At 37.7% G+C, this 24454-nt stretch carries 23 protein-coding genes and 1 other annotated feature; of the genes, 16 read left to right on the top strand and 7 right to left on the bottom strand.

Going from position 1 to position 24454, the window contains the following annotated elements:
- Nucleotides 1-467 precede the first annotated feature (467 nt).
- The 6 genes from O3798_RS03120 to rpmH all read right to left on the bottom strand — a co-directional run bounded on the left by O3798_RS03120 (nucleotide 468) and on the right by rpmH (nucleotide 4136).
- A complete protein-coding gene (locus O3798_RS03120; RefSeq protein ID WP_048783664.1) occupies nucleotides 468-677 on the bottom strand; it encodes a hypothetical protein in 210 nt (69 codons plus the stop codon).
- 2 nt (nucleotides 678-679) lie between these two features.
- Nucleotides 680-1540 carry a helix-turn-helix domain-containing protein gene (locus O3798_RS03115; RefSeq protein WP_048783665.1) on the bottom strand — a complete coding sequence of 287 codons (861 nt, stop codon included), beginning with the start codon at nucleotides 1538-1540 and terminating at the stop codon, nucleotides 680-682.
- 311 nt (nucleotides 1541-1851) lie between these two features.
- Complete coding sequence (gene jag / locus O3798_RS03110) at nucleotides 1852-2640, bottom strand: RNA-binding cell elongation regulator Jag/EloR (protein ID WP_371463216.1); 789 nt, start codon at nucleotides 2638-2640, stop codon at nucleotides 1852-1854.
- 76 nt (nucleotides 2641-2716) lie between these two features.
- On the bottom strand, nucleotides 2717-3529 hold the full coding sequence (gene yidC, locus O3798_RS03105; RefSeq protein WP_371463214.1) for a membrane protein insertase YidC: 813 nt from the start codon (nucleotides 3527-3529) through the stop codon (nucleotides 2717-2719).
- 46 nt (nucleotides 3530-3575) lie between these two features.
- Entirely contained in the window at nucleotides 3576-3935 is a 360-nt protein-coding gene (gene rnpA / locus O3798_RS03100) for a ribonuclease P protein component (protein WP_371463212.1), read from the bottom strand.
- Between the two features lie 66 nt (nucleotides 3936-4001).
- The gene (gene rpmH / locus O3798_RS03095; RefSeq protein WP_005608206.1) at nucleotides 4002-4136 is read right to left on the bottom strand and encodes a 50S ribosomal protein L34; all 135 of its coding nucleotides are present in this window, start codon (nucleotides 4134-4136) and stop codon (nucleotides 4002-4004) included.
- Nucleotides 4137-4668: 532 nt separating this feature from the next.
- Here rpmH and dnaA point away from each other — a divergent pair.
- The 13 genes from dnaA (at nucleotide 4669) to O3798_RS03030 (ending at nucleotide 22707) form a co-directional block, all read left to right on the top strand.
- Complete coding sequence (gene dnaA / locus O3798_RS03090; protein ID WP_371463210.1) at nucleotides 4669-6027, top strand: chromosomal replication initiator protein DnaA; 1359 nt, start codon at nucleotides 4669-4671, stop codon at nucleotides 6025-6027.
- Between the two features lie 174 nt (nucleotides 6028-6201).
- Nucleotides 6202-7359 (top strand): DNA polymerase III subunit beta, encoded by a 1158-nt coding sequence (gene dnaN / locus O3798_RS03085; protein WP_048783672.1) that lies wholly within the window; start codon nucleotides 6202-6204, stop codon nucleotides 7357-7359.
- 366 nt (nucleotides 7360-7725) lie between these two features.
- Nucleotides 7726-7980 carry a S4 domain-containing protein YaaA gene (gene yaaA / locus O3798_RS03080; protein ID WP_371463208.1) on the top strand — a complete coding sequence of 85 codons (255 nt, stop codon included), beginning with the start codon at nucleotides 7726-7728 and terminating at the stop codon, nucleotides 7978-7980.
- Complete coding sequence (gene recF / locus O3798_RS03075; RefSeq protein ID WP_371463206.1) at nucleotides 7977-9104, top strand: DNA replication/repair protein RecF; 1128 nt, start codon at nucleotides 7977-7979, stop codon at nucleotides 9102-9104. Before yaaA ends, recF begins: the two co-directional genes overlap by 4 nt.
- A 3-nt stretch (nucleotides 9105-9107) precedes the next feature.
- Complete coding sequence (gene gyrB / locus O3798_RS03070) at nucleotides 9108-11045, top strand: DNA topoisomerase (ATP-hydrolyzing) subunit B (RefSeq protein ID WP_285252451.1); 1938 nt, start codon at nucleotides 9108-9110, stop codon at nucleotides 11043-11045.
- 45 nt (nucleotides 11046-11090) lie between these two features.
- Nucleotides 11091-13676 (top strand): DNA gyrase subunit A, encoded by a 2586-nt coding sequence (gyrA, locus tag O3798_RS03065; protein ID WP_371463204.1) that lies wholly within the window; start codon nucleotides 11091-11093, stop codon nucleotides 13674-13676.
- A gap of 720 nt (nucleotides 13677-14396) precedes the next feature.
- Nucleotides 14397-15140 (top strand): ABC transporter ATP-binding protein, encoded by a 744-nt coding sequence (locus O3798_RS03060; RefSeq protein ID WP_371463202.1) that lies wholly within the window; start codon nucleotides 14397-14399, stop codon nucleotides 15138-15140.
- Nucleotides 15130-16773 carry a hypothetical protein gene (locus tag O3798_RS03055; protein ID WP_371463200.1) on the top strand — a complete coding sequence of 548 codons (1644 nt, stop codon included), beginning with the start codon at nucleotides 15130-15132 and terminating at the stop codon, nucleotides 16771-16773. The genes O3798_RS03060 and O3798_RS03055 overlap by 11 nt, the downstream gene beginning before the upstream one ends.
- A 163-nt stretch (nucleotides 16774-16936) precedes the next feature.
- Nucleotides 16937-17175: a binding site (T-box leader), on the top strand.
- 44 nt (nucleotides 17176-17219) lie between these two features.
- Nucleotides 17220-18356: a 5-methyltetrahydropteroyltriglutamate--homocysteine S-methyltransferase gene (locus O3798_RS03050; protein WP_371463198.1), complete on the top strand. Its 1137-nt coding sequence runs from the start codon at nucleotides 17220-17222 to the stop codon at nucleotides 18354-18356.
- Nucleotides 18357-18402: 46 nt separating this feature from the next.
- Nucleotides 18403-19533: a 5-methyltetrahydropteroyltriglutamate--homocysteine S-methyltransferase gene (locus O3798_RS03045; protein ID WP_371463196.1), complete on the top strand. Its 1131-nt coding sequence runs from the start codon at nucleotides 18403-18405 to the stop codon at nucleotides 19531-19533.
- Nucleotides 19534-19579: 46 nt separating this feature from the next.
- A complete protein-coding gene (locus O3798_RS03040) occupies nucleotides 19580-20710 on the top strand; it encodes a 5-methyltetrahydropteroyltriglutamate--homocysteine S-methyltransferase (RefSeq protein ID WP_371463194.1) in 1131 nt (376 codons plus the stop codon).
- Between the two features lie 86 nt (nucleotides 20711-20796).
- The gene (locus O3798_RS03035; RefSeq protein WP_371463192.1) at nucleotides 20797-21549 is read left to right on the top strand and encodes a cyclase family protein; all 753 of its coding nucleotides are present in this window, start codon (nucleotides 20797-20799) and stop codon (nucleotides 21547-21549) included.
- An 18-nt stretch (nucleotides 21550-21567) separates the two neighbouring features.
- Nucleotides 21568-22707: a 5-methyltetrahydropteroyltriglutamate--homocysteine S-methyltransferase gene (locus O3798_RS03030; RefSeq protein WP_371463190.1), complete on the top strand. Its 1140-nt coding sequence runs from the start codon at nucleotides 21568-21570 to the stop codon at nucleotides 22705-22707.
- A 66-nt stretch (nucleotides 22708-22773) separates the two neighbouring features.
- On the opposite strand, the gene O3798_RS03025 is transcribed toward O3798_RS03030, so the two are convergent.
- The gene (locus tag O3798_RS03025; RefSeq protein WP_371463188.1) at nucleotides 22774-23061 is read right to left on the bottom strand and encodes a helix-turn-helix domain-containing protein; all 288 of its coding nucleotides are present in this window, start codon (nucleotides 23059-23061) and stop codon (nucleotides 22774-22776) included.
- 245 nt (nucleotides 23062-23306) lie between these two features.
- Here O3798_RS03025 and rpsF point away from each other — a divergent pair, with 245 nt between their 5' ends.
- From rpsF to rpsR, 3 genes are read left to right on the top strand one after another with little or no spacing between them, the layout of a single operon-like run.
- Nucleotides 23307-23606 (top strand): 30S ribosomal protein S6, encoded by a 300-nt coding sequence (rpsF, locus tag O3798_RS03020; RefSeq protein WP_005608182.1) that lies wholly within the window; start codon nucleotides 23307-23309, stop codon nucleotides 23604-23606.
- Nucleotides 23607-23652: 46 nt separating this feature from the next.
- A complete protein-coding gene (gene ssb, locus O3798_RS03015; RefSeq protein ID WP_048713754.1) occupies nucleotides 23653-24150 on the top strand; it encodes a single-stranded DNA-binding protein in 498 nt (165 codons plus the stop codon).
- 22 nt (nucleotides 24151-24172) lie between these two features.
- The gene (gene rpsR, locus O3798_RS03010; protein WP_048713756.1) at nucleotides 24173-24415 is read left to right on the top strand and encodes a 30S ribosomal protein S18; all 243 of its coding nucleotides are present in this window, start codon (nucleotides 24173-24175) and stop codon (nucleotides 24413-24415) included.
- Nucleotides 24416-24454 lie beyond the last annotated feature (39 nt).

The raw sequence follows: 24454 nt of genomic DNA, 5'->3' as shown, positions 1-24454 counted from the left end.
CAAACTCTCATGAAAAATTTGAATTTTCATAAGCTTTGAAAAGCTCATTTTAATTACTGACTTATTGTATCTCTTTAAGAGATAAGAAATTGTTGTTTCTTCATCCGAAGATGAAGTCCCTACACATTTGGTTCGTCTTCTTTGTTCAGTTTTCAAAGGTCAATCGTTGTTTTGCAACAACTCCTATATATTATCATAATATAGGGCTTCCGTCAAACGATTACGTTTGCTGTTTTCAAAACTTTTTTTGAAAATGTTTTAAAAGCGAACGTTCGATTCACAGTGATATTAATTTATCATAACTGATAGGCAATTTCAACTAAAATGACGCTATTTTTAGTAAGAATTTTTTATGAAAAAACTTCAAATAAAATGTTTACAGAAATGCTTTTTCAAACATAAAAGAAGACCTCGGCGAACTCACCAAAGTCTTCTTTTTGAATTTGTTTACTATATTATAGTAGAAACTAGTTTTCGAAATCCTCGAGCCACTCTTTTTTGATGTTCTTTTCAAGGTTTTGTTGACGTTTATCTTCTTCCATTTTTGGCATCATAATAAACGCATCTCCAAAACTATCTAAATCATACTCATCATTGACTAGTTCCTCTTTCAATGTTTCAGGAACTTCGAGTTTTTCTTTTTTAAGGAAATCTTCCTTTTTGAGACGAATAGACATATCTATTCTCCTTTCGCCAAACGGTCTTCAAATACTTTTATCTTTTCTAATAATACAGTATTTTTATTCAGTCTGGCAAATGCGGCAGCGTCTCTTATTAATTCTTTAACTTCTTCTTGCTCAAATTTATTTTCATAAGCATTTTCAGCTAGTAAATATTTGATTCGCGCTAAGTAGTAAGTAACATGATTTTCCCCACAAATCGTTACCCCTCGGCGTAATAACACATCACTTGTATCATATTCCTTAATCGTCGCATAAAATGTTGCTGCGTAATATAGGACTGTTAGGACACGACAAACATCTTCTACAGATTCGATGGTATATGAATCAATTTGGTGAATAGCTTTTTCAAAGAAGTATTCTGCCTTATCATAATCGGCTTGATTCATATAAATAAGTCCAATTCCGGTATATGCTAAAAAGATATACTTATTATCAACGTCTGAATGATCCGCTAATAATTGATTAAAATAGAAGAAACTGTCTGCATCATCTTTGTTCATTAAGGTTTGTGTGAAACCTTTTAAGTATAAATATCGCCACTCTTGTTGAGTAGTCAGATGTGCAACATTAATACTCTTAATAAGCTCTTCTGCTTCTTCGTATTCCATACTTACAATATTGAATTCGATTTTATCAAGTTTTTTATTTAACACTGAGTCTTTAATCGCTACAGATGGAAATAACTCCCCTACGTCCATTTGCAACTTTTTGCAAAGCAAGGTCAATATTTTCATTGAAGGAATTTGACCGTGATTTTCGAATCGACTCAATGTAGCTTGTGTACAAATACCCTCACTCAATTCAATTTGAGATAAACCTAGTTCTTTTCTTCGATTCACAAAAATTTGAATATCCATAAATATCTCCTTTCTTTTATTTAATATATGTTCCCTATATCAAATTTATTATACCTTTATTTATCAATATATCCAAAGGAAAAACTTCATTTTGGTAGAGTTTTGTGGGATTTTTTCTTTTTTTTTGAATGAAAATGACGATTATGTATTATTTTATATAAGTGCATTTATAATTTTGAAAATGATTTTCATTGCAGAAAATTTCATAAAAATGCTTGATATAATAATCATTCTAAGCGTTATTCTTTAAAAGTCGATTTTGAAAGCACAAAAAAAGCTTATGACCGAAACGGTCATAAGCTGTCATTTTACTATTCTGCGATTTCAACTACAAGGTAACGATGTGGTTCTTTACCTTCTGAGTGAGTTGAGATGCGTTTGTTTTTACTTAACGCAGCGTGAATTTGTTTTCTTTCATACGCTGGAAGTGGTTCTAAGTAAACAGGTTGTTTTGTTTTTAATACTTTACGAGCTGTTCTTTCCGCAATTTGTTGTAGTGTTTCACTACGACGTGCACGGTAGTCACCAACATCCACTTGAACTGAAATACGTCCTTTGATGAAGCGGTGTACAGATACTTGCGCAAGTACTTGTAAAGCATTCAAGATTTTACCGTGTTTTCCGATTAAAAGACCTTGTTTGTCTGTGTCGAATACGAAAGTCATGCGATCACGACGCGCTTCAACTGTTACTGTTGCTTCAGCGCCGTATGTTTTAGCGATGCCTTCTAAGTATTCTTTTGTCACACGAGCAGCTTCTTCTAATTGGTCTACAGTTTCTTCGTAATCTGCGTCTCCTTCTTCTTCTTCGAAATCATCGTCTTCGAAGTCTTCTTCAGGAACTTCCACAGTTTCTACTGTTTCGACAGTTGCTTCTTCCACAACAGGTTCAACAACTTCTTCTACTGCTTCTTCGCTAACCATTGTAGCGACTGGCGTTAATTCCACTTCAGCATTTTTTTGACCGAAGCCAAACAATCCTTTTTTACCTTCAGAAATGACTTCCACAAACACTTGGTCTTGCGGTAATCCTAACTGACGTAATCCTTTTTGGATTGCTTTTTCTACTGAAACGTCACTTACTTTAATTGTATTTGTCATCGTAAACTCTCCTACTCTATAAAAATCATTGTTATTATCTCATGATTGAGACATTTCAACAAGAGCTCTATAAGAATTATTTTCCGTGTCTTCTTTTCGCTTTTTCAAGCGCTCTTGCACGGCGTTTTTTCTCAGCGGCAATCGCCTTTTGCTCTTCTTGGAATTTAAATGGATTATTTAATAGTAATGTTTGGCCTACCATAAATACGTTTCCGACTACCCAGTAGAGTGATAACGCACTTGATAACCCAAGAGACATAAATAGGATCATTGCTGGCATGACATACATCATAACTTTACCAGCACCACCAGTATCTTGCATTTTCATTGATAACCATGTTGTAACAAACGTTGTTAATGCTGCTAAGACTGGTAAGATGAAATATGGGTCTGGTTGGTCTAATTGGAACCATAAGAAATGACCTTGTTTCAATACGTCTGTACGGCTGATTGCTTGATACAATGCCATCATAACTGGCAATTGAATTAATAATGGTAAACATCCAGCGTATTGGTTGATACCTTCACGCTCATATAAAGCATTCATTTCAGCTTGAAGCATTTCTTGTGTTGCACGGTCGCGTGCTGAATACTTCTCACGTAACGCTTTAATTTCTGGTTGAAGAATCGCTTGTTTACGCGTGCTTTGGTATTGGAAGTGCATTAAAGGAACCATAATTAAACGAGTAATAATCGTAAAGACGATAATCCCTAAACCGTAACTTCCTCCTAATAGGTTTGATAACCAGATGATAAATTGAGACAAATTATATAGAACAATTCGATCCCAGAATCCTGTACTAGACTCCGTAATTGGAGAAGTTCCACAGGCCGCTAAAAATAAAGTTAAAACTGCTAATGATACAATCAATTGGCTTTTTTTCTTCACTGAAAAGTCCCACCTTTTAGAATATTTAATTTTCAACGATTCCTACCTATAAATAGGAATCTTCATTTTTAGGTAATATTGTAGCTAATTTTAAAACATGCATCATACTGCTTTTCATTTCTTGATAAGACATTTGTACGATGGGTTGACGAGCAATAACGATAAAATCTACATCTTGCGCCAATTGGTCGTCAAGTTCCATTAAAATATGACGGATTCTTCTTTTTAGACGATTACGTGTAACCGCATTTCCAAGTTTTTTGCTGACAGAGATTCCCACACGAAAATGGGATTGGTCTTCCTTATTATATTTATAAATAACGAATTGACGGTTCGCTGTCGATTTTCCCTTGTGGAATACTTTTTGAAATTCGCGGTCTTTCTTTACTCGAAACGATTTCTTCATCTACTTGAATCTCTCCAGTCACTCAAATGGTTTTTAAAAAAAAAGACCACTGAGACGTTCAGTGATCTAAGCTGCTAAAACTTTTCTACCTTTACGGCGTCTGCTTGCTAATACTCTACGGCCATTTTTTGTGCTCATACGTTTACGGAATCCGTGAACTTTTTGACGTTTGCGTTTGCTTGGTTGATATGTTCTTTTCATTCGTGTGCACCTCCTACTGTAAATGAAATATCTAGTCTCCCTAGACAGTCTAGTACATTATAAATATAAAATGTTTACTTGTCAATATAAACTATCTAATCACTAAATTACTGAAGTATCATAACATAATCAGACTAAAAATTTCTACAAATAACTGTTGATTTCGCTCTATTTTTTTAGTTATTCACATCGATGGTGGATAGTTTTTTTGCATAAAAGACGATTTCCACAGACTTATAAACAATTTATCCACAAAATAACATCCTGTTTACAAAAATTATACACAATGGTGGATAACTCTATTAAATTCCTTTTATATCAACTTTCTTTGTTGTTTATAACTGCTCTTTTTTTGTGTATATCTCTGTGAATTTCCACTTTTTTATTCGACTTATCCACCGTTTTGTGGATAAACTTATCCAAATCTCACTTTTTTTGTGATTTTCTCCATCCGATTGTGGAAAACTTTTTTGAAAGATGGTACACTGTTAAATGGATTAGAATCTTGAAAACGATAGAAGGAGGTGCATTTATGAATTCCATCCAAGAATTTTGGAAACTATTATTAGAACACTTTGAAAAAACAAATTCCGAATTTACATTTAACCACTGGATTAAACCAGCTGAACCGATTCGAATTGAACAAAATATTCTCTATATTAAAGTGCCTTCTAAAACATTTGCGAGATATTGGCAAGATAACCTTATTAGAGACATCATGGAAATTGGATATGATTACTTCAGACAATCTTTTGAACCACGTTTTATCGATTCAGAAGATGAAGCGCCAGTAAACACTCCATTCCATCAAGGCGTTGAAGAAATTCAACCGAACATTCCTGAAGCTCCAACAATGGTTGCCATCGAGGAAGACTCGCATTTGAATCCTAAATATACATTTGAAACCTTTATTATTGGTAAAGGAAACCAAATGGCCACGGCTGCCGCGCATTACGTTGCGGATAATCCTGGCAATACCTATAACCCTCTTTTCTTCTATGGAGGTGTAGGTCTTGGAAAAACTCATTTAATGCAAGCCATTGGGAATAAATATAAGAAGAGCCATCCAAACGCACGTGTCAAATACGTGACGAGTGAAGAGTTTATGAATGAAATGATCGCTTCGATTGGATCAAAAACGCCGCAAGAGTTCCGCAATCGTTACCGTAATGTGGATATCTTACTGGTCGATGATATTCAATTCCTAGCGAAAAAAGAAGCAACTCAAGAAGAGTTCTTCCATACATTTAATGCGCTTTTCAATAACCAAAAACAAATCGTATTAACGAGTGACCGTCAACCAACGGAAATTAAAGAATTGCAAGAACGTCTCGTTTCTCGTTTCGTATCGGGGTTATCTGTCGATATCACTCCACCAGACTTAGAAACAAGAATTGCTATCTTACAAAATAAAGCACAATCACTTGGATTTAATATTCCTATTGAAGTGTTGAGTTATGTCGCAGGTCATATTCAATCAAACGTCCGTGAATTAGAAGGAGCTCTGATGCGTCTTCAAGCGTACTCAGTGATGGTTGGTCAAGATATTTCAACAGACCTGGCTGCAGAAGCGTTACAATCGTTCCTTCCTGGAGGCGACGAAAAATTACTTTCGATTCATGATATCCAAAGCGCCGTTGCAAAATACTACAATATTACGGTCGAAGATATTAAAGGAAAGAAAAGAACGAAGACAATGGTTCAACCGCGTCAAATCGCAATGTACCTTTCTCGTGAATTAACACGTGTTTCTCTTCAAAAGATTGGTGCTGATTTTGGTCGTGACCACTCAACAGTCATTCACGCCTATGAAAAAATTAGCCAAGAAGCTAAAGATGATCCAGAAACGATTCGCGTGATTAATGAAATCAAGCATTCGCTCGGTTATTAAGCTGTGGATAAGTCAAAAAAAACGGTGGAGTTTTCCACAATGGTTATCCACAACTAAAAATGGTCTCTGTTATAAGGAAAATAGACTTTTCCACAATATACACAGGCTCTACTACTATTACTATTTTATTAATAAATAAATTAAATATAAAAGCACACCCTAAAGGAGGCAGTTATGAAATTTTCAGTAAACAGACAAGGGTTCTTAAAGAATCTTGTAGATGTGCAACGTGCAATTCCATCAAAAACAACAATTCCGATTTTGACAGGGATTAAATTAGTTGCAAGTGAAGAAGGATTAACATTAACAGGTAGTGATTCCGAAGTTTCTATCGAAGTATTCTTACCAATCGAAGACGAAGAATTACAATTAACAGTCCAAGAACCAGGTAGCATCGTTCTTCCTGCTCGTTTCTTTGGAGAAATCGTTAAAAAATTACCTTTAAATGTATTCACACTTGAAACCAATGATCAATTACAAGCAACGATTACAGCAGGTAATGCATCATTTACATTAAATGGATTATCAGCAGTAGATTATCCACAATTACCAGAAATCGAAAAAAATCATGTCATCACTATTCCTGTTCCATTATTTAGACAAGTGATTGTACAAACTGCCGTTGCCGTTTCAACTGCAGAATCTCGTCCAATCTTAACAGGGATTCATATGGTGATTAAAGACAACCAATTAAAAGCAGTCGCAACGGACTCGCACCGTTTAAGCCAACGTATCATTCCATTACAAATGCCAGCTGGCAGTGATGCATTGACTTTTGAAATGACATTACCTGGTAAAACATTATTAGAATTATCTCGTATCATCGACGGATTAGAAACAATCGATTTTGCGATTACAGATAATCAAATCTTGTTCCAAACAGAAACATTATCATTCTACTCTCGTTTATTAGAAGGAATGTATCCTGATACAGACCGTTTAATTAACGACGGAGCGAACACTTCGATTACAGTCGTTGCTAGCGAATTGGTAGCAGCTGTAGAACGTGCTTCATTAATGTCACATACGGATAAAAACAATATCGCGACATTAACACTTTCTCCGGAACGTATTCTATTAACAGGGAAATCTCCTGAAGTCGGTACGGTTGAAGAAGAAATCGCTGTGGAAAACTTCGAAGGAGCTCCACTTGAAATTTCATTCAACCCAGACTACTTAAAAGAAGCGTTGAAATTATTCGGTTCTTCAGAAGCTGTCATCAACTTCTTAGAAGCAAACCGTCCATTCACATTGAAACTAAAAGAAGACCACTCTGGTATTCCACATAGCTTCATTCAATTAGTGACACCTGTTCGTACATTCAACGGGTAATCATAGATTATAAAATTATCACTCGAGCTTTCGTTTTGAAGGCTCGAGTTTTTTTATTTCCAACTGTATTTTTGCATTTTCCCGAAATTCACTTATAAGTGAATTTTGGGCAGCACGATTTTGGGGTGATTTTTGGCCCAAAACTTTCAATTTTTGAAAAAATCCTAGTAAATTTTGTTTTTCGTTTTTTTAGGCTTTTTTGTTGATTTTGACTAAAAATTGAAATAACCCCCTAAATTTTGCAATTTCTTTGCGAAAAGCGTGTAAAAATTGTATAATATTGTAGAGTTATTCTACTTAAAAATATGTGAGCATACATGAGTTTAATGGAGTTCTCACCAATATCCATTAGAAAAGAGGAAGTTCATGACAACTATCGTATCGATCTCTGATGAGTACATTACATTAGGGCAATTTTTAAAACATATTGACGTCATTACAACGGGCGGACAAGCAAAATGGTACTTGCAAGAATATACAGTTTTTGTAGATGGAGAGTTAGAAAATCGACGTGGTAGAAAATTATATCCGAATACACGTGTCGAAATACCTGATGAAGGTATTTTTATTGTGAAAGAAATGAAATCGGATGAAAATGATTTGAACAAACATGACGCATGAAGCTGACTAATTTACAATTACAAAACTTTCGTAATTATGAATCTGTCCAACTAGAGTTTACAGACGGTGTGCATGTTTTTATTGGTGAAAATGCACAAGGGAAAACCAACCTGATGGAGTCGATTTATGCCTTGGCGATGACAAAGAGCCATCGCACGACAAACGACAAAGAACTGATTGGATGGAATAAAGAGTTTGCGACGATTAAAGGGACCGTTGAAAAAACAGCAACAAAGACGAATTTAGAATTGCAATTTTCTAAAAAAGGAAAAATCGCTAAAGTGAATTATTTGGAGCAAAAACGACTCAGTTCCTACCTTGGAAACTTGAATGTCATTCTATTTGCCCCAGAGAACCTCACACTTGTCAAAGGGTCTCCGCAAAACAGACGTAAATTCGTGGATATGGAACTTGGACAAATGAGTTCCCTCTACCTCTATGATTTAGTGGAATATAATCGCGTCTTAAAACAGCGCAATACGTATTTGAAGCAGCTAGCCATTAAGAAAAAGCAGCCGGACGAATACTTAGATGTTTTAAGCGAGATGTTAAGCGAGTTAGCTAGTAAAATCGTCTTTCATCGTCTCGATTTTATGAAGCAATTGGAGGCTTTAGCCATTCCGATTCATGACCAGTTATCGCTTGGTCGTGAGAAATTCTCGGTGTCGTATCAAGCAACGATTCCATTGGAGGATGGTTTAACACCTGAGCAAATGAAAGAAATTTATATGAATCAATTCAAGAAGAATCAAACTCGTGAGGCGGATCAAGCCACAACGCTGATTGGACCGCACCGTGACGATTTGATTTTTTATTTGAATGAGGTTCCGGTTCAAACGTATGGTTCGCAAGGACAGCAACGTTCGACCGTTCTGAGTTTGAAGCTTGCGGAAATCGAATTGATGAAATTATCGACAGGCGAGTATCCTCTTCTACTATTAGACGATGTACTTTCCGAACTCGATGATGACAGACAAACTCATCTAATTAAGGCCATTGAAAATAAGGTGCAAACCTTTATTACGACAACGAGCCTGGATGGGATTAAGCAACAATTTATTAATGAACCAGTCGTAATACCGATTGAAAAAGGAACTATTTTAAAAACGGAGAGTGAGAATTAGCATATGACAGAAGAAAACAAAGCTGAATTAGCTGCGCAATATGATGCAAGTCAGATTCAAGTATTAGAAGGACTCGAAGCTGTTCGTAAACGTCCTGGGATGTATATTGGTTCAACAAGTAGTGCCGGGTTGCACCACCTTGTTTGGGAAATCGTGGATAACTCAATCGACGAAGCGTTGGCTGGGTTTGCGACACATATCGAAATCGAAATCACAAAAGAAAACCACATTCGCGTAACCGATGATGGACGTGGGATTCCGGTCGATATTCAAGAAAAAACAGGTCGTCCTGCCGTAGAAACTGTATTTACAGTGCTTCACGCCGGTGGTAAATTCGGCGGCGGAGGCTATAAAGTTTCTGGGGGTCTTCACGGGGTTGGGGCTTCTGTTGTTAATGCTCTTTCAACAGACTTAACCGTTCAAGTATTTAAAGATGGCAACATTTACGAGCAATCTTATAAACGTGGTGCCGTTTTAGATGATTTAAAAATCATTGGTAAAACAGATAAACATGGTACGAGCGTATACTTTGTACCAGACCCTGAAATTTTCCAAGAAACAACTGTCTTTGAATTTGATAAATTAGCCAACCGTGTGCGTGAATTAGCGTTCTTGAATAAAGGATTAAAATTAACGATCACAGATTTCCGCGAAGAAGAGCCAGTTAGAAAATCATTCTGCTACGAAGGCGGGATTAAGAGCTATGTTGAACACTTAAATAAATCAAAACAAGTGTTATTCGAAGAGCCAATTTATGTAGAAGGCGAACAAGATGGCATTCAAGTAGAAGTGGCAATGCAATACACTTCTGGATACCATACAAACCTTCTCAGCTTTACGAATAATATCCACACTTATGAAGGTGGTACTCACGAATCAGGGATGAAGACGGCCCTAACACGTGTGATTAACGATTACGCGCGTCGTCAAAAATTGATGAAAGAAAACGAAGAAAAACTAAGCGGTGAAGATGTCCGTGAAGGTTTAACTGCCGTTATTTCTATCAAGCACCCTGATCCACAGTTCGAAGGACAAACAAAAACGAAATTAGGAAACTCTGAAGCTCGTACGATTACAGACCGCCTGTTCTCAACACACTTCGATAAATTCTTAATGGAAAACCCTCAAGTCGCACGTAAGATTGTCGAAAAAGGGATTTTAGCTTCGAAAGCACGTCTTGCTGCAAAACGTGCGCGTGAAGTGACTCGTAAGAAATCTGGTTTAGAAATTTCAAACTTACCAGGTAAATTAGCAGACTGCTCAAGCAATGACCCAACGATTTCTGAATTATTCATCGTCGAAGGGGATTCTGCGGGTGGTTCAGCAAAACAAGGACGTTCACGTCATTTCCAAGCGATTTTACCAATCCGCGGGAAAATCTTGAACGTTGAAAAAGCAACACTCGATAAAATTTTAGCCAACGAAGAAATTCGTTCGCTCTTTACAGCGATGGGAACTGGTTTTGGTGGAGATTTTGATTTATCGAAAGCTCGTTACCAAAAATTAGTCATCATGACCGATGCCGATGTCGATGGAAGTCACATTCGTACATTGCTCATTACTCTTTTCTATCGTTATATGCGCCCTGCAGTGGAAGCTGGATATATTTATATCGCGCAACCACCTCTTTACAAATTGAAACAAGGTAAGAATGAATACTACATTCAAAATGATAAAGAGTTAGAGGAAAAACTAAAAGAATTACCAGCACATCCAAAACCACAATTATCACGATACAAAGGTCTTGGGGAAATGGATGCGGAACAATTATGGGAAACAACCATGAATCCTGAAAACCGTTCAATGTTACAAGTATCTGTGGAAGATGCTGCAGAAGCGGATCAAATTTTAGATATCTTGATGGGTGACCGTGTAGAACCACGTCGTGAATTCATCGAAAGCAATGCGAAATATGTCAATATGGAAGATTTAGATATCTAATCTAGTAAACGAATTTGAAGAGAAGAATAGAAAAGGAGACGAATTATGTCTGAAGAAGTGAAACACTTTGAAGAAACTTTTGAATCAACTGATTTAGTGCATACCATGCGTAAATCATTTCTAGAGTATTCGATGAGTGTTATTGTATCGCGTGCCCTACCAGATGTACGCGATGGATTAAAACCAGTACACCGTCGTATTTTATATGGAATGAGTGAACTTGGAGTGACACCGGACAAACCGCATAAAAAATCTGCGCGTATTGTCGGGGACGTAATGGGTAAATATCACCCACACGGTGACTCTGCAATTTACGATGCCATGGTTCGTATGGCACAAGATTTCTCATACCGTTACCCATTAATCGATGGACACGGTAACTTTGGTTCTGTCGATGGAGACGGCGCCGCTGCGATGCGTTATACAGAGGCTCGTATGAGTAAAATTGCTCTTGAAATGCTTCGCGATATTAACAAAGATACAATCAATTTCCGTGATAACTACGATTCAACAGAACGTGAACCGGAAGTATTACCAGCACGTATTCCAAACTTATTAGTCAACGGTGCAACAGGGATTGCGGTTGGGATGGCAACAAATATTCCACCACATAACTTAGCGGAAGTCATCTCAGCTCTTCACTTATTAATGAAGAACCCTGATGTCACAACTACTGAATTGATGGAAGCTCTCCCTGGACCTGACTTCCCAACTGGAGGACTTGTCTTAGGGAAATCTGGAATTCGTCGTGCTTACGAAACAGGACGCGGATCGATTACGGTTCGTGGACGCGTACAAATCGAAGAATTGAAAAACGGAAAAGAACGCATCATCATCACTGAATTACCATATATGGTAAATAAAGCGCGTTTAGTAGAACGTATCGCACAATTACACCACGAGAAGAAAATCGAAGGAATTACTTACTTAAACGATGAATCTGACCGTGTTGGAATGCGTGTCGTGATTGAAGTACGTCGTGATGTTTCCGCATCCGTTGTATTAAATAATTTATACAAATTAACACCATTACAATCAAACTTCGGATTCAATATGCTTGCGATTGTTAATCAAGAGCCAAAAGTATTGAGCTTAAAAGAAATTTTACGCCACTACTTAGATCACCAAGAAGAAGTCGTTCGTCGTCGTAGCTTATTCGATAAGAAAAAAGCGGAAGATCGCGCTCACATCTTAGAAGGGTTGCAAATCGCCTTAGACCATATCGATGCGATTGTGGCCATCTTAAGAAGTTCAGCAAGTGGAGATATCGCTAAAGAACGCTTCATGAATGAATACGGCTTAAGCGATAAACAAGCACAAGCGATTCTTGATATGCGTATGGTTCGTTTAACAGGATTAGAACGTGAGAAAATCGATGCAGAATACAACGAATTACAAGCAACGATTCAATACTTAGAAAAAGTATTAGCGAGCGAAGAACTTCGTTACGAAATCATCGAACAAGAATTACTTGAAATCCAACAACGTTTCGACAATCCTCGTCGTACAGAATTATTAGTCGGAGAAGCATTAAGCCTTGAAGATGAAGATTTAATCGAACAAGAAGATGTCGTGATTACATTAACGAAGAATGGATATATCAAACGTCTTGCCAACACTGAATTCAAGGCACAACGCCGTGGAGGACGTGGGGTTCAAGGAATGAGTGTCCATGATGATGACTACGTGGAAAACATGATTTCATGTTCAACACACGATTCACTCCTCTTCTTTACGAATACAGGGAAAGTGTACCAAGCAAAAGGGTATGAAATTCCTGAATATAGTCGTACAGCAAAAGGATTACCAGTTATCAACTTATTAAACATTGATTCAGCTGAGAAAATCCAAGCGATTATCAGTGTTCCAGAATCAGATGAATCAGAACGTTACTTGTTCTTCACAACATTACGTGGAACGGTAAAACGTGTTCGTCTATCAGAATTCAAGAATATCCGTACAAATGGTCTACGTGCCATCCAATTACGCGAAGATGATGAATTGATTCGTGTAGTAGTCACAAGCGGAAATGATGGCATCATCCTCGGAACTTATCACGGTAACGCTGTAAGCTTCCATGAAGATAAAGTTCGTGCGATGGGTCGTACCGCTTCAGGTGTTCGTGGGGTTTCTCTACGTGAAGGCGACTATGTCATCGGAATGGATATTTTAACGCCAGACCGTGAAGTATTAGTAGTCAGCGAAAAAGGTTACGGAAAACGTACAGCTGCGAGCGAATACGCATTGAAAGGCCGTGGCGTAAAAGGGGTTCGTACACTTCGTATTACTGAGAAAAATGGACCACTTGTCTGCCTACGTACCGTAACTGGAGACGAAGACTTACTTATCATGACGAATAAAGGGGTTATCATCAGATTCCATGCCGAAGACGTGTCTCAAACAGGCCGTGGCGCACTTGGAGTTCGTATGATGCGTCTCGATCAAGATGCGATTGTAAGTTCATTAGCGATTGTGGACCGCGAAGACGAAACAGAAGAAGCTTCTGAAGCGACTGAATCAACAAATGAATCAGTAGCAACAGAAACACCAACTGCATCACTTTCAGAAGACCAAATCAAAGGCAACATGAAAGACTTTGCGCAACAATTAGTCGACGAAGAAAATGAATAATAAGTACACAAAAAGCCATCAGAAATGATGGCTTTTTTGTTTTTGATTATTTTTTATCCTCTTTTAAAAATATTTTTCCGAGAATTAAAGCTAGTAGTAAGATGACAGAGATAACATGACGATACATTTTTATTCACCTACCTTTTCTTATTTTTTGCCAGTTATCCTACTTCTAAATTATAAAGCGCTTTCTTATTAAGAATATTTTAGCATAAAACCTCTTTTTAAATATGATAATTTTAGGAAATTTATTACTTTGTATCGTGTAAAATAAACTGTTTAAAATTCTGAAATATAATTAAAAGCACTCATTAAGATTACGAAGAATCATACGGATTCTATAGTAGTAGTAATAGGGGATAGCATTAAATGCGAATTAGCTGGAGTTAGAAATTTATTTCTTACTTCAGCTTTGAGACTTTAAAGGTGAGAGACCTTAGGCTCGAACCGGTGCCCTATTACCACTATTATGAAGATATCCGTAAGGATTCGTAGTAATCGATTGAATAGAGTCATTTTAAAAGAAAGTTCAATCTGTATTTAAAAATAGATTTTGTTTTGCACTCTTATAAAAGAAATCAAGTTTCAAATTTACCTCTGTTTATAAATGCTAAGGAGAGGTTTTTAGCAAAAAAATACTCTTTTTACGCAAAAAAGTACTATTTTTTAGTATTATTAGCTGTATAATAAGGGTGAAATAATCCATAAGGAGGAATAAATATGATTGAATTTCGCAATTTAACAAAAGTATATGATCAAACTGTCGCTTTAGATGGACTTAACTTAACAATTGAAAGTGGAAAAATTATTGGATTAATCGGACATAACGGGGCTGGTAAATCAACTACCATCAAATCACTCGTGAGCGTTATCCATCCAACTAGCGGAGAAATTATTGTGGACGGACAAGAATTATCATCCAACCGACTAGCCATTAAAGAAAAAATTGGCTATGTGGCCGATAGCCCAGACCTATTCCTACGCTTAACCGCCAATGAATTTTGGGAATTAGTCGCTTCTTCTTATGGCATGACATTAGACGAAGTAGAAAGCCGTCTTGCTTATTTACTAGAATTATTTGATTTCGAAGGACATCGCTATGAAGTCATTGATTCGTTCTCACACGGGATGCGTCAAAAAGTATTCGTCATCGGGGCGCTTTTATCAGACCCTGAAATTTGGGTACTCGATGAACCAATGACAGGTCTTGACCCACAAGCTTCTTATGACTTGAAGAAATTAATGCGCGAACATGCCGATAAAGGCAATACCGTTCTCTTCTCGACACACGTTTTAGAAGTGGCAGAACAACTCTGCGATAAGATTGCAATTTTGAAAAAAGGAAAACTACTCTTCTACGGTACGATTCAAGAGTTGAAAGGCCAACAACCAGATAGCACGCTTGAAGAAATCTACTTATCACTAGCCGGTAGACAAGAAGGAGTGGATTCACATGCGGTTTAATCGAATTCTTACGCTGGTGAAGACCAATTTAATTTTTGCGACGCAACCGGCACAATTACAAAATTATCGAAAGAAACAAGCGAAAAATCCATCGAAACCCGTGAATGTGGCGATGAAAACATTGACGCAACAATTGCTGTTTGCGGTGATGTTTGGAGCTTTATTTGGAATTCCTGGAGCGATGTTTGGACGTTCATACCCTCCACTTCAATTCGGAACGACGGTTTTCTTATTCTTGATGATTTTAGTTTCGCAAGCATTGCCAGCTATTTACAATGTCTTTTATGAAAGTAAAGACTTCGAATCGTATTTGCCTTATGCCTTTACGGAATTAGAAGTCGTTCTTGGAAAGAGCCTTTCGATTGTAGTGGCTACATTGCAAGGATTACTTCCAATCGTGATGCTATTTGGAATCCACGTGTATTTTTCAGGAGGCTTCATCCTTTTCACGATTCCAATTGCCTTATTAGGGGTGCTTTTATTTAGTTCGATTGTTTACTTATTGATGTTTCTTCTCTGCTTCTTTCTAGCGAAGATTCCACTGTTTAGAAAATATCAATCCGTGATTGCGAATATTTTAGTTTTCGTGATTTCCCTTGGGGCCGTCATTGGCTATCAACTGATGCTGACAGATTCGATGGTAAATACTGTATTAACAGGAAAAATGCCAGCTTTCATTCAACCAGTACTCGCCTTCTATAATGCAATTTTGGATCCATTCGACATGACTGTTTATCCGATGATTGGATTAGTGATTTTAGCATTCGTGGCAATTATACTACTCGTGAAGTTCATTGTATTGCCAAACTTCTACCAAGCCGTTTCGCAAACATCGTCTTCGAAAGTAAAAGTCGAACGTGTGAAACAAATGGAATTAGATGGTAGCAAGCTTTCAACGAAATTCGTGATTCGCTATACGCTTCGCCAATTAATGGAAGGTTCGGTATTAACGCAAACGATTATTAGTGCAGGAATATTACCATATCTCCTCTTAATTCCAGCAGTTTTAAGTTTTTCAGGTGGTCCGGTAGAAATTAGTTTTATGAAACTCCTAAACCTAAACACCTTCTTACCATTTGCGATGCTCATTACCTTCATTGCAGGATTCAATACAGGAGGAAACAACTTATTAGCGGTCGGAATTTCACTCGAGCGGGAAAACTATTATTATCTAAAAGTTCTTCCATTCGATATGCACCAATTTTTAGAACGTAAATTCTGGATTCTCTTTGCGATTCAATCTATCATTCCAGTCATTCTTATGACGGTTATTTGTACGGTGCTTCGCTTACCGATTTATATGACCTTGGGTATCATTCTCTCATGGGGAATCATCAGTCTAGGGCTTAGCCGTTGGGGATACACCAGAGACTTGAAGCTCTTTACGCCAACGTGGACGAATGTCATTGAACTCTTAAACCGTATGCGTAGTGGATTTAAGTCGGTCATTTTTGTCGTGGTTCTCTTCGGATTTATCTTCGGAGCGGTTTATCTATTAATTCACTTACCAGAATGGAATCGTACTTTCGTTTGGTTCATTACAATTGCGTACGTTGTCGTGATTCTTGGTTTATCAATTTTCGCAACATTCTACTATAAGAAAAAATTACATGAATTAATCGATTCTGAATAATGATGTAAGACTTAGAGTTTGTCTCTAAGTCTTTTTTTATAACCTGTTTTATAGGGTTTTTACAGGTATATAACCAATAGTTATAACAATCGATAGAAAAACGGTATAAGAAAACCTATTGCTATGCGGTTTGTTCTCTGTTATCCTAAGAACATGTTAATCAGACATCACAAAGAACAGGTGAGTAGAAAATAAGATTTGCTAAGAGAGTCTCGGTTGGTGGGAAGAGATGAAATTGAGTTTTTGAAGATGGCCTCGGAGTGATTTTACGTCGAATCATTAGACGTAAATGGGTAGCCCATTATAGCTGTAGAGTATAACACCCAGTGTGCGTACTCGGTAAGGTAGGATTCGTGAGGATTCTACAAAACAAGGTGGTAACACGAAAATTTCGTCCTTGCAGTAGCGATACTGTGAGGATTTTTTATTTATAGGAGGAATGACCAATGTCAAAATTACAAGCACCATTTAGAGTAGATCACGTAGGAAGTTTCTTACGTCCAAAAGAATTAGTAGAAGCAAAAGAAAAATTTGCAAAAGGTGAAATTACACGCGAGGAATTAACAGCCGTCGAAGATAAAGCCATCGAAAAGTTAGTCGAACAACAAAAGAAAGCTGGATTAAAAGGATTCACTGACGGCGAATTCCGTCGCCAATACTGGCACTTAGATTTCTTCTGGGGATTGAACGGAGTAGAACACACTCAAGCAAAAATCGGATATCAATTCCACGATGAAATTACAAAACCTGACTCAGCAGATGTCGTTGGAAAAATTACTGGTGAAAATCACCCATTCGTAGAACACTTCAAATTCTTAAAACAATTCGAAGACGAAGATTTCATCGTAAAACAAACAATCCCTGCTCCAGCGCAATTCTACTTCGAATTGATTCGTGATGCAGAGCATATTGAGCAAACTTTCTCAGTATACCCTTCAAAAGAAGAACTCTTTAAAGATATCATTGCTGCTTACAGACAAGTGATTAAAGAATTATACGATGCAGGTTGCCGTCTCTTACAAATCGATGACTGTACATGGGGTGTAATCGTAGATGATAACTTCTTAAACATCATTTCAAAAGAAAGTCATTTAACACCTGAAGAATTAAGAAGAGAACACAAACGTGAATTCTTAGAATTAAACAACGGAATTCTAGAAGACTTACCAGAAGATTTAACAGTAAACACTCACGTATGCCGTGGTAACTTCCACTCAACATGGGCAAGTTCAGGTGGTTACGATTCAGTAAGCGACGCATTATTCGAAGATGAAAACGTACATGCGTACTACTTAGAATACGATACAGACCGCGCCGGCGACTTCAAGCCATTAGCAAAAGTAAACAATGGTAAGAAAGTCGTTCTTGGGCTTCTCACTTCTAAATCAGGAAAATTAGAAGACAAAGATGAAGTCATTGCTCGTATTAAAGAAGCAAGTGAGTATGTTCCACTTGAAGATTTATACTTAAGTACACAATGTGGATTTGCTTCAACAGAAGAAGGAAACATCCTTACTGAAGACGATCAATGGAAGAAAATTGCCTTAATTAGCGAAATCGCTCGTGAGGTATGGGGAGAATAATCATCCCACAAGAAGAAATTCGTAGATAGATTGGAGAAACACATTTATGACAACACATGCACCATTTAGAGTAGACCACGTAGGAAGTTATTTACGTCCTAAAGACTTAGTAGAAGCACGCGAAAAATTCGCAAACGGTGAAATCACACGAGAAGAATTAACAGCTGTAGAAAATAAAGAAATTCGCGAACTTGTTAAAAAACAAATCGCTGCTGGATTAAAAGGCGTTACAGACGGAGAATTCCGTCGTGCTTATTGGCACCTGGACTTCTTCTGGGGATTCAATGGTGTGGAACATAGAGTAGGTAAACACGGTTTAAAATTTAACGGTGTCGAAACAAAAGCTGATACGGCAACATTAACAGCTCCAATTGATGGACATAACCACCTATTCGTCGAACATTTCAAATTCTTACGTGACTTAGTGAAAGACGAAGATGTTGTTGTGAAATTCACAATCCCTGCTCCATCACAATTCTATTTCGAATTAATTTTTACACCTGAAAATATTGCAGCGTGGACATCTGTGTATCCAACAGAAAAAGAGCTTTTCGAAGCGATTAAAAACGCATATGTAGATGTCATTACAGACTTATACAACGAAGGTCTTCGCACGCTTCAATTTGATGATTGTACATGGGGCGCTTTAGCAGACGATGGTTTTGTAAAACGTTTCGATGCAGACCGTCCATTAGAAGAAGTTCGTCGTGACTTTGCAGGTCGTGCATTACAATTGAACAATTCAGTTCTTGATGTATTACCAAAAGACCTAGTAGTGAACACACACGTTTGCCGCGGTAACTTCCGATCAACATGGATTTCTCAAGGGGGATACGAAAAAGTAGAAGATGAATTATTAGCAGGCGAACACGTAAATGCGTACTACTTAGAATACGATACAGACCGTGCCGGCGACTTCAATCCTCTTGCTAAAGTGGGTAATGAGAAGAAAGTTGTATTAGGACTCTTAACTTCAAAATTTGCAGACTTAGAAGACAAAGATGAAGTCATCGCTCGTATTAAAGAAGCGAGCCAATACGTGCCACTTGAAAACTTATACTTAAGTACTCAATGTGGATTTGCTTCAACAGAAGAAGGAAATATTTTAACAGAAGAAGATCAATGGAAGAAAATTGCCTTAATTAGCGAAATCGCTCGTGAGGTATGGGGAGAATAATCATCCCGCAAGAAGGAATTCGAAGATAGATTGGAGAAACACATTTATGACAACACATGCACCATTTAGAGTAGACCACGTAGGAAGTTTCTTACGTCCGAAAGATTTAGTAGAAGCACGCGCAAAATTTGCAAACGGCGAAATCACGCGCGAAGAATTAACAGCTGTAGAAGATAAAGAAATCCGCGAACTTGTTAAAAAGCAAATCGTTGCTGGATTGAAAGGTGTAACAGACGGAGAATTCCGCCGCGCTTACTGGCACCTTGACTTCTTCTGGGGATTTAATGGTGTGGAACATACAGTTGGTGAACATGGTTATAAATTTAACGGTATCGAAACAAAAGCCGATACTGCAACATTAACAGCTCCAATCGATGGACATAATCACCCATTCGTAGAACATTTCAAATTCTTACGTGATTTAGTGAAAGACGAAGATGTGATTGTGAAATTCACAATCCCTTCTCCATCACAATTCTATTTCGAATTAATTCGTACACCTGAACACATTGCAGCGTGGAAAGCAGTTTATCCAACTGAAAAAGAGTTGTTCGAAGCGATTAAAAACGCATATGTGGATGTCATTACAGACTTATACAACGAAGGCCTTCGCACAATTCAATTTGACGACTGTACATGGGGCGCTTTAGCAGACGATGGTTTTTCAAAACGTTTCAACGACAGCCGTCCATTAGAAGAAGTTCGTCGTGACTTTGCAGGTCGTGCATTACAATTGAACAACTCAGTGATTGATGCATTACCAAAAAACTTAGCAGTGAATACACACGTTTGCCGTGGTAACTTCCACTCTACTTGGATTTCTCAAGGAGGATACGAAAAAGTAGAAGACGAGCTATTAGCAGGCGAACACGTAAATGCGTACTACTTAGAATACGATACTGACCGTGCTGGCGACTTCAAGCCTCTTGCAAAAGTTTCTGACGGTAAGAAAGTGGTTCTTGGTCTTTTAACTTCAAAATTTGCAGACTTAGAAGACAAAGATGAAGTCATCGCTCGTATTAAAGAAGCAAGCCAATATGTACCACTTGAAAACTTATACTTAAGTACACAATGTGGATTTGCTTCAACAGAAGAAGGAAACGTGATTAAAGAAGAAGATCAATGGAAGAAAATTGCATTGATTTCAGAAATCGCCCGTGAGGTTTGGGGAGAATAACCTCGCATTAGAAAACGAACAAAAAGGCTGTGGGGAGAATGATTATTGAACCACAGCCTTCCCCTATTCAGAAAGGAAGTGTCATTATGACAGCATTTCAACAACAATTAGAACAAGCTTTTAAAACATTAAAACAAGCAAAATGGGTGAACTTAAGCCATCAAATCGATGCGAATAGCCCTCACTTCCCTGCTCTACCAGCATTGGAACAAAAAGATTTATTTACATTAAAAGATGGATTCCACGTACAACAATTATCAGTGGTGACACAATACGGTACACATATCGACCCACCTTGCCACTTCTATGAAGGCGGACGCTTCCTTGATGAAATCGAGTTAAAAGATTTATTATTACCACTCTACGTCATCGACCGTTCAAAAGAAGTTGCCCAAAATCCTAACTTCGAATTAACAAAAGCAGACGTATTAGCATTCAAAGAAGAATACGGAAAAATCGAACCAGGTGCGTTTATGGCATTCCGTAGTGACTGGTCACATCGTTGGCCAAACCAAGACGAAGTTCGTAATTTAGACGAAAACGACGTTCAACGTACACCAGGTTGGTCCAAAGACGCACTTGAATTTTTAATTCACGAACGTCATGTCAAAGCCGTTGGTCATGAAACATTAGATACAGACTCAGGCGTTCATGCTGCTGCACATGGTTTAACAAACGAATACTATTTATTAAGCCAAGATATTTTCCAAGTCGAAGTATTAGCGAACCTTGATCAAGTTCCTGCAGTGGGTGCGGTGATTTCAATTTCATACCCTAACTGGAAACGGACTCCAGGGTCACCTGTTCGCGTCATTGCCTATTTACCAGAAGCTGAATAAAAGAAAAGAGGAAAACAAATGTCAAATCATGAAAACTGTAGCTGTTGTCAAAAAGCACCCTTTAGACTCGATCACGTAGGAAGTTTTTTACGTCCCGAACGTCTAAAAGAAGCCCGTGCGAAATTTAGTGCTGGAGAAATCACTAGTGAAGAACTCGAACGTGTTGAAAACGAAGAAATCATCGCTTTAATCGAGAAAGAAAAAGAACTCGGTCTTAAGTCTGTCACTGATGGTGAATTCCGTCGTGCATTCTGGCACTTAGATTTCTTGGAACACTTAGATGGGGTTGAATTGGTTGAAGTAGATCACTTCTCTGTTCAATTCAAAGATAAAGATGTGAAGCCAAAGACATTACTTATTGTTGGGAAGGTTGATTTTTCTGAGGACCATCCATTCGTAAAACACTTCAAATTCTTAAAAGAGCATGCTGGCGATACACCAGTGAAATTAACGATTCCTTCACCAAGTATGTTGCATTTAATCACGCAAGTTCGTGAGAAAAACTATGTGCCTATTGAGCGCTATAAAGACAATGAAGCCCTTTTCTATGATGATGTGGTTGCAGCTTACCGTAAGGCGCTACAATGCTTCTACGACTTAGGATGCCGCAATATTCAATTAGACGACACTAGCTGGGGAGAGTTCTGTGCGTTAGATAAGCGTGAAGCGTACGAAGCACGTGGATTTGACCTCGAACAAATCGCTCGTGACTATGTAGATGTATTAAACCGTGTGATTGAATGGAAACCAGAAGACTTAGTGGTGAATATGCATATTTGCCGCGGGAACTTCCGCTCAACATGGTTCTCTAGCGGTGGTTATGAACCAGTGGCGAAGACGCTATTTGGTCATTGCCGTGTAGATGGATTCTTCTTGGAATATGATAGCGACCGTGCTGGAGACTTTACTCCTCTTCGCTATATTAAAGACCAAAAAGTCGTTCTTGGTTTAATTACGTCTAAATCAGGAGACTTAGAAGATAAAGATGAAGTCATTGCTCGTATTAAAGAAGCAAGCCAGTATGTTCCTCTAGAACAATTATGCCTCAGCCCTCAATGTGGATTCTCTTCTACAGAAGAAGGTAATATCTTAACGATTGAAGCGCAATGGGATAAATTAAAACTCATCGACGAAATCGTTCATGAAGTTTGGGGATAAAATTAAAAAAATAATAGCTCCTACAGTTTTTGTCTGTAGGAGCTATTTTTGTTGATTTCATCGTATTTATCGCTTCTTTTTCTTAAAACGAATCTCTAAATCATACCCATTTTTACTCGCAATTTTTTGAAGATGCGCGAGCGTCGGATTATAGTTTCCTTTTTCGAGTCTAGAGAGATTTCCTTGCGTCATACCGGCATTTCTAGCGAATTCCGTTTGCGTCAGTCCAGAGTCCCTCCGAAGTCTGATCATCGTTAAAGCATTTTTCTGAAGAAAATATTCTGCTTCAAAATCATCTCTAAAAGTCTCATATTTCGCGTCAAGCCGGGCAAAAAGCCGCTTTAAATAATCCACCATTTTCTCTTTTTCCCCCTAATTCCTTTATAAGCCAATTGTAACATATATGCTACATATCAGATATGATATATTGACACTTTTTTTACTACTCACAAATTTTCCTGAGCACCTCTGCAATGCAGATTTCTGTTGCATTCTATAGCTTTGTTTGCTATAATGATTGAACGTGAGTATTAGAAATGATACTCTCCTTGCTTGCTGAAAATTCAGTAGGCCAAAAGTCCATAAGGAGGTGACAGTCAATGAGTCAAACATCAAAATACGAGATTTTATATATCATCCGTCCAAACATCGATGAAGCTGCTAAAGCTGAATTGGTTGCAAGATTTGATGCTGTTTTAACAGACAACGGAGCAGTTGTTGTTGAATCAAAAGACTGGGCGAAACGTCGTTTTGCATACGAAATTAAAGATTTCCAAGAAGGTATCTATCACTTAGTGAACATCACTGCTGAAGATGCTGCTGCAATCGATGAATTCGACCGTTTAGCGAAAATCAACAATGACATCTTACGTCACATGATCGTTAAATTAGAAGCATAATTGTTTATTATAAGTAAACATAAATCTTGAAAGGAGTAAGAATTAAATGATTAATAATGTTGTATTAGTTGGACGCTTAACACGTGCCGTTGATTTACGTTATACTTCAAACGGAACTGCTTATGCGAGCTTCACTGTTGCAATTGATCGTCGTTACCAAAACCAAAACGGTGAACGTGAAACAGACTTTATCAATTGCGTAATGTGGCGTAAAGCTGCAGAAAACTTTGCGAATTTCACTCGTAAAGGCTCACTAGTAGGAATTGAAGGACGTATTCAAACTCGTAGCTATGATAACCAACAAGGCCAAAAAGTTTATGTAACTGAAGTGCTAGCTGAAAACTTCTCATTGTTAGAATCACGTAATGTTACTGAACAACGCCCTGCTAACGATCAAAGCTCACAAGGCGGATTCCAACAAAACCAATCAAATAACTTTAATCAGTTTAATACTCCTACTTCATCATTCGGTGGTGGAATGTCTGACCCATTCTTAAGCAATGGAGAGACAATCAACATTTCAGATGATGATTTACCATTCTAAAGTTTAAAAGGAGGATACCATAATGGCTCAACAACGTAGAGGTGGCGGTCAACGCCGTCGTAAAAAAGTTTGCTACTTCTGTGCAAACCACATCGACTACATTGATTACAAAGATGTAGAATTATTAAAACGTTACATTTCTGAAAAAGGTAAAATCTTACCACGCCGTGTAACAGGTACTTGTGCTAAACACCAACGTACTTTAACTGTTGCAATCAAACGTGCTCGTATCATGGGATTATTACCATTCACAACAGTTGACTAATAATAAATAAAAGGATTGAGAATTTCTCAATCCTTTTTT

Origin of the sequence: Granulicatella sp. 20925_1_45, from assembly GCF_041433555.1 — a bacterium.
Classification (GTDB): Bacteria; Bacillota; Bacilli; order Lactobacillales; family Aerococcaceae; genus Granulicatella.
The sequence above is the reverse complement of the archived record's forward strand: the minus strand, read 5'-3'. Positions and strand labels throughout refer to the sequence as shown.

What these genes read in the sequence shown, in the direction of transcription:
- O3798_RS03120 (WP_048783664.1), bottom strand. Translation starts at nt 677, where the DNA reads ATGTCTATTCGTCTCAAAAAGGAAGATTTCCTTAAAAAAGAAAAACTC.
- O3798_RS03115 (WP_048783665.1), bottom strand. Translation starts at nt 1,540, where the DNA reads ATGGATATTCAAATTTTTGTGAATCGAAGAAAAGAACTAGGTTTATCT.
- jag (WP_371463216.1), bottom strand. Translation starts at nt 2,640, where the DNA reads ATGACAAATACAATTAAAGTAAGTGACGTTTCAGTAGAAAAAGCAATC.
- rnpA (WP_371463212.1), bottom strand. Translation starts at nt 3,935, where the DNA reads ATGAAGAAATCGTTTCGAGTAAAGAAAGACCGCGAATTTCAAAAAGTA.
- rpmH (WP_005608206.1), bottom strand. Translation starts at nt 4,136, where the DNA reads ATGAAAAGAACATATCAACCAAGCAAACGCAAACGTCAAAAAGTTCAC.
- dnaA (WP_371463210.1), top strand. Translation starts at nt 4,669, where the DNA reads ATGAATTCCATCCAAGAATTTTGGAAACTATTATTAGAACACTTTGAA.
- dnaN (WP_048783672.1), top strand. Translation starts at nt 6,202, where the DNA reads ATGAAATTTTCAGTAAACAGACAAGGGTTCTTAAAGAATCTTGTAGAT.
- yaaA (WP_371463208.1), top strand. Translation starts at nt 7,726, where the DNA reads ATGACAACTATCGTATCGATCTCTGATGAGTACATTACATTAGGGCAA.
- recF (WP_371463206.1), top strand. Translation starts at nt 7,977, where the DNA reads ATGAAGCTGACTAATTTACAATTACAAAACTTTCGTAATTATGAATCT.
- gyrB (WP_285252451.1), top strand. Translation starts at nt 9,108, where the DNA reads ATGACAGAAGAAAACAAAGCTGAATTAGCTGCGCAATATGATGCAAGT.
- gyrA (WP_371463204.1), top strand. Translation starts at nt 11,091, where the DNA reads ATGTCTGAAGAAGTGAAACACTTTGAAGAAACTTTTGAATCAACTGAT.
- O3798_RS03060 (WP_371463202.1), top strand. Translation starts at nt 14,397, where the DNA reads ATGATTGAATTTCGCAATTTAACAAAAGTATATGATCAAACTGTCGCT.
- O3798_RS03055 (WP_371463200.1), top strand. Translation starts at nt 15,130, where the DNA reads ATGCGGTTTAATCGAATTCTTACGCTGGTGAAGACCAATTTAATTTTT.
- O3798_RS03050 (WP_371463198.1), top strand. Translation starts at nt 17,220, where the DNA reads ATGTCAAAATTACAAGCACCATTTAGAGTAGATCACGTAGGAAGTTTC.
- O3798_RS03045 (WP_371463196.1), top strand. Translation starts at nt 18,403, where the DNA reads ATGACAACACATGCACCATTTAGAGTAGACCACGTAGGAAGTTATTTA.
- O3798_RS03040 (WP_371463194.1), top strand. Translation starts at nt 19,580, where the DNA reads ATGACAACACATGCACCATTTAGAGTAGACCACGTAGGAAGTTTCTTA.
- O3798_RS03035 (WP_371463192.1), top strand. Translation starts at nt 20,797, where the DNA reads ATGACAGCATTTCAACAACAATTAGAACAAGCTTTTAAAACATTAAAA.
- O3798_RS03030 (WP_371463190.1), top strand. Translation starts at nt 21,568, where the DNA reads ATGTCAAATCATGAAAACTGTAGCTGTTGTCAAAAAGCACCCTTTAGA.
- rpsF (WP_005608182.1), top strand. Translation starts at nt 23,307, where the DNA reads ATGAGTCAAACATCAAAATACGAGATTTTATATATCATCCGTCCAAAC.
- ssb (WP_048713754.1), top strand. Translation starts at nt 23,653, where the DNA reads ATGATTAATAATGTTGTATTAGTTGGACGCTTAACACGTGCCGTTGAT.
- rpsR (WP_048713756.1), top strand. Translation starts at nt 24,173, where the DNA reads ATGGCTCAACAACGTAGAGGTGGCGGTCAACGCCGTCGTAAAAAAGTT.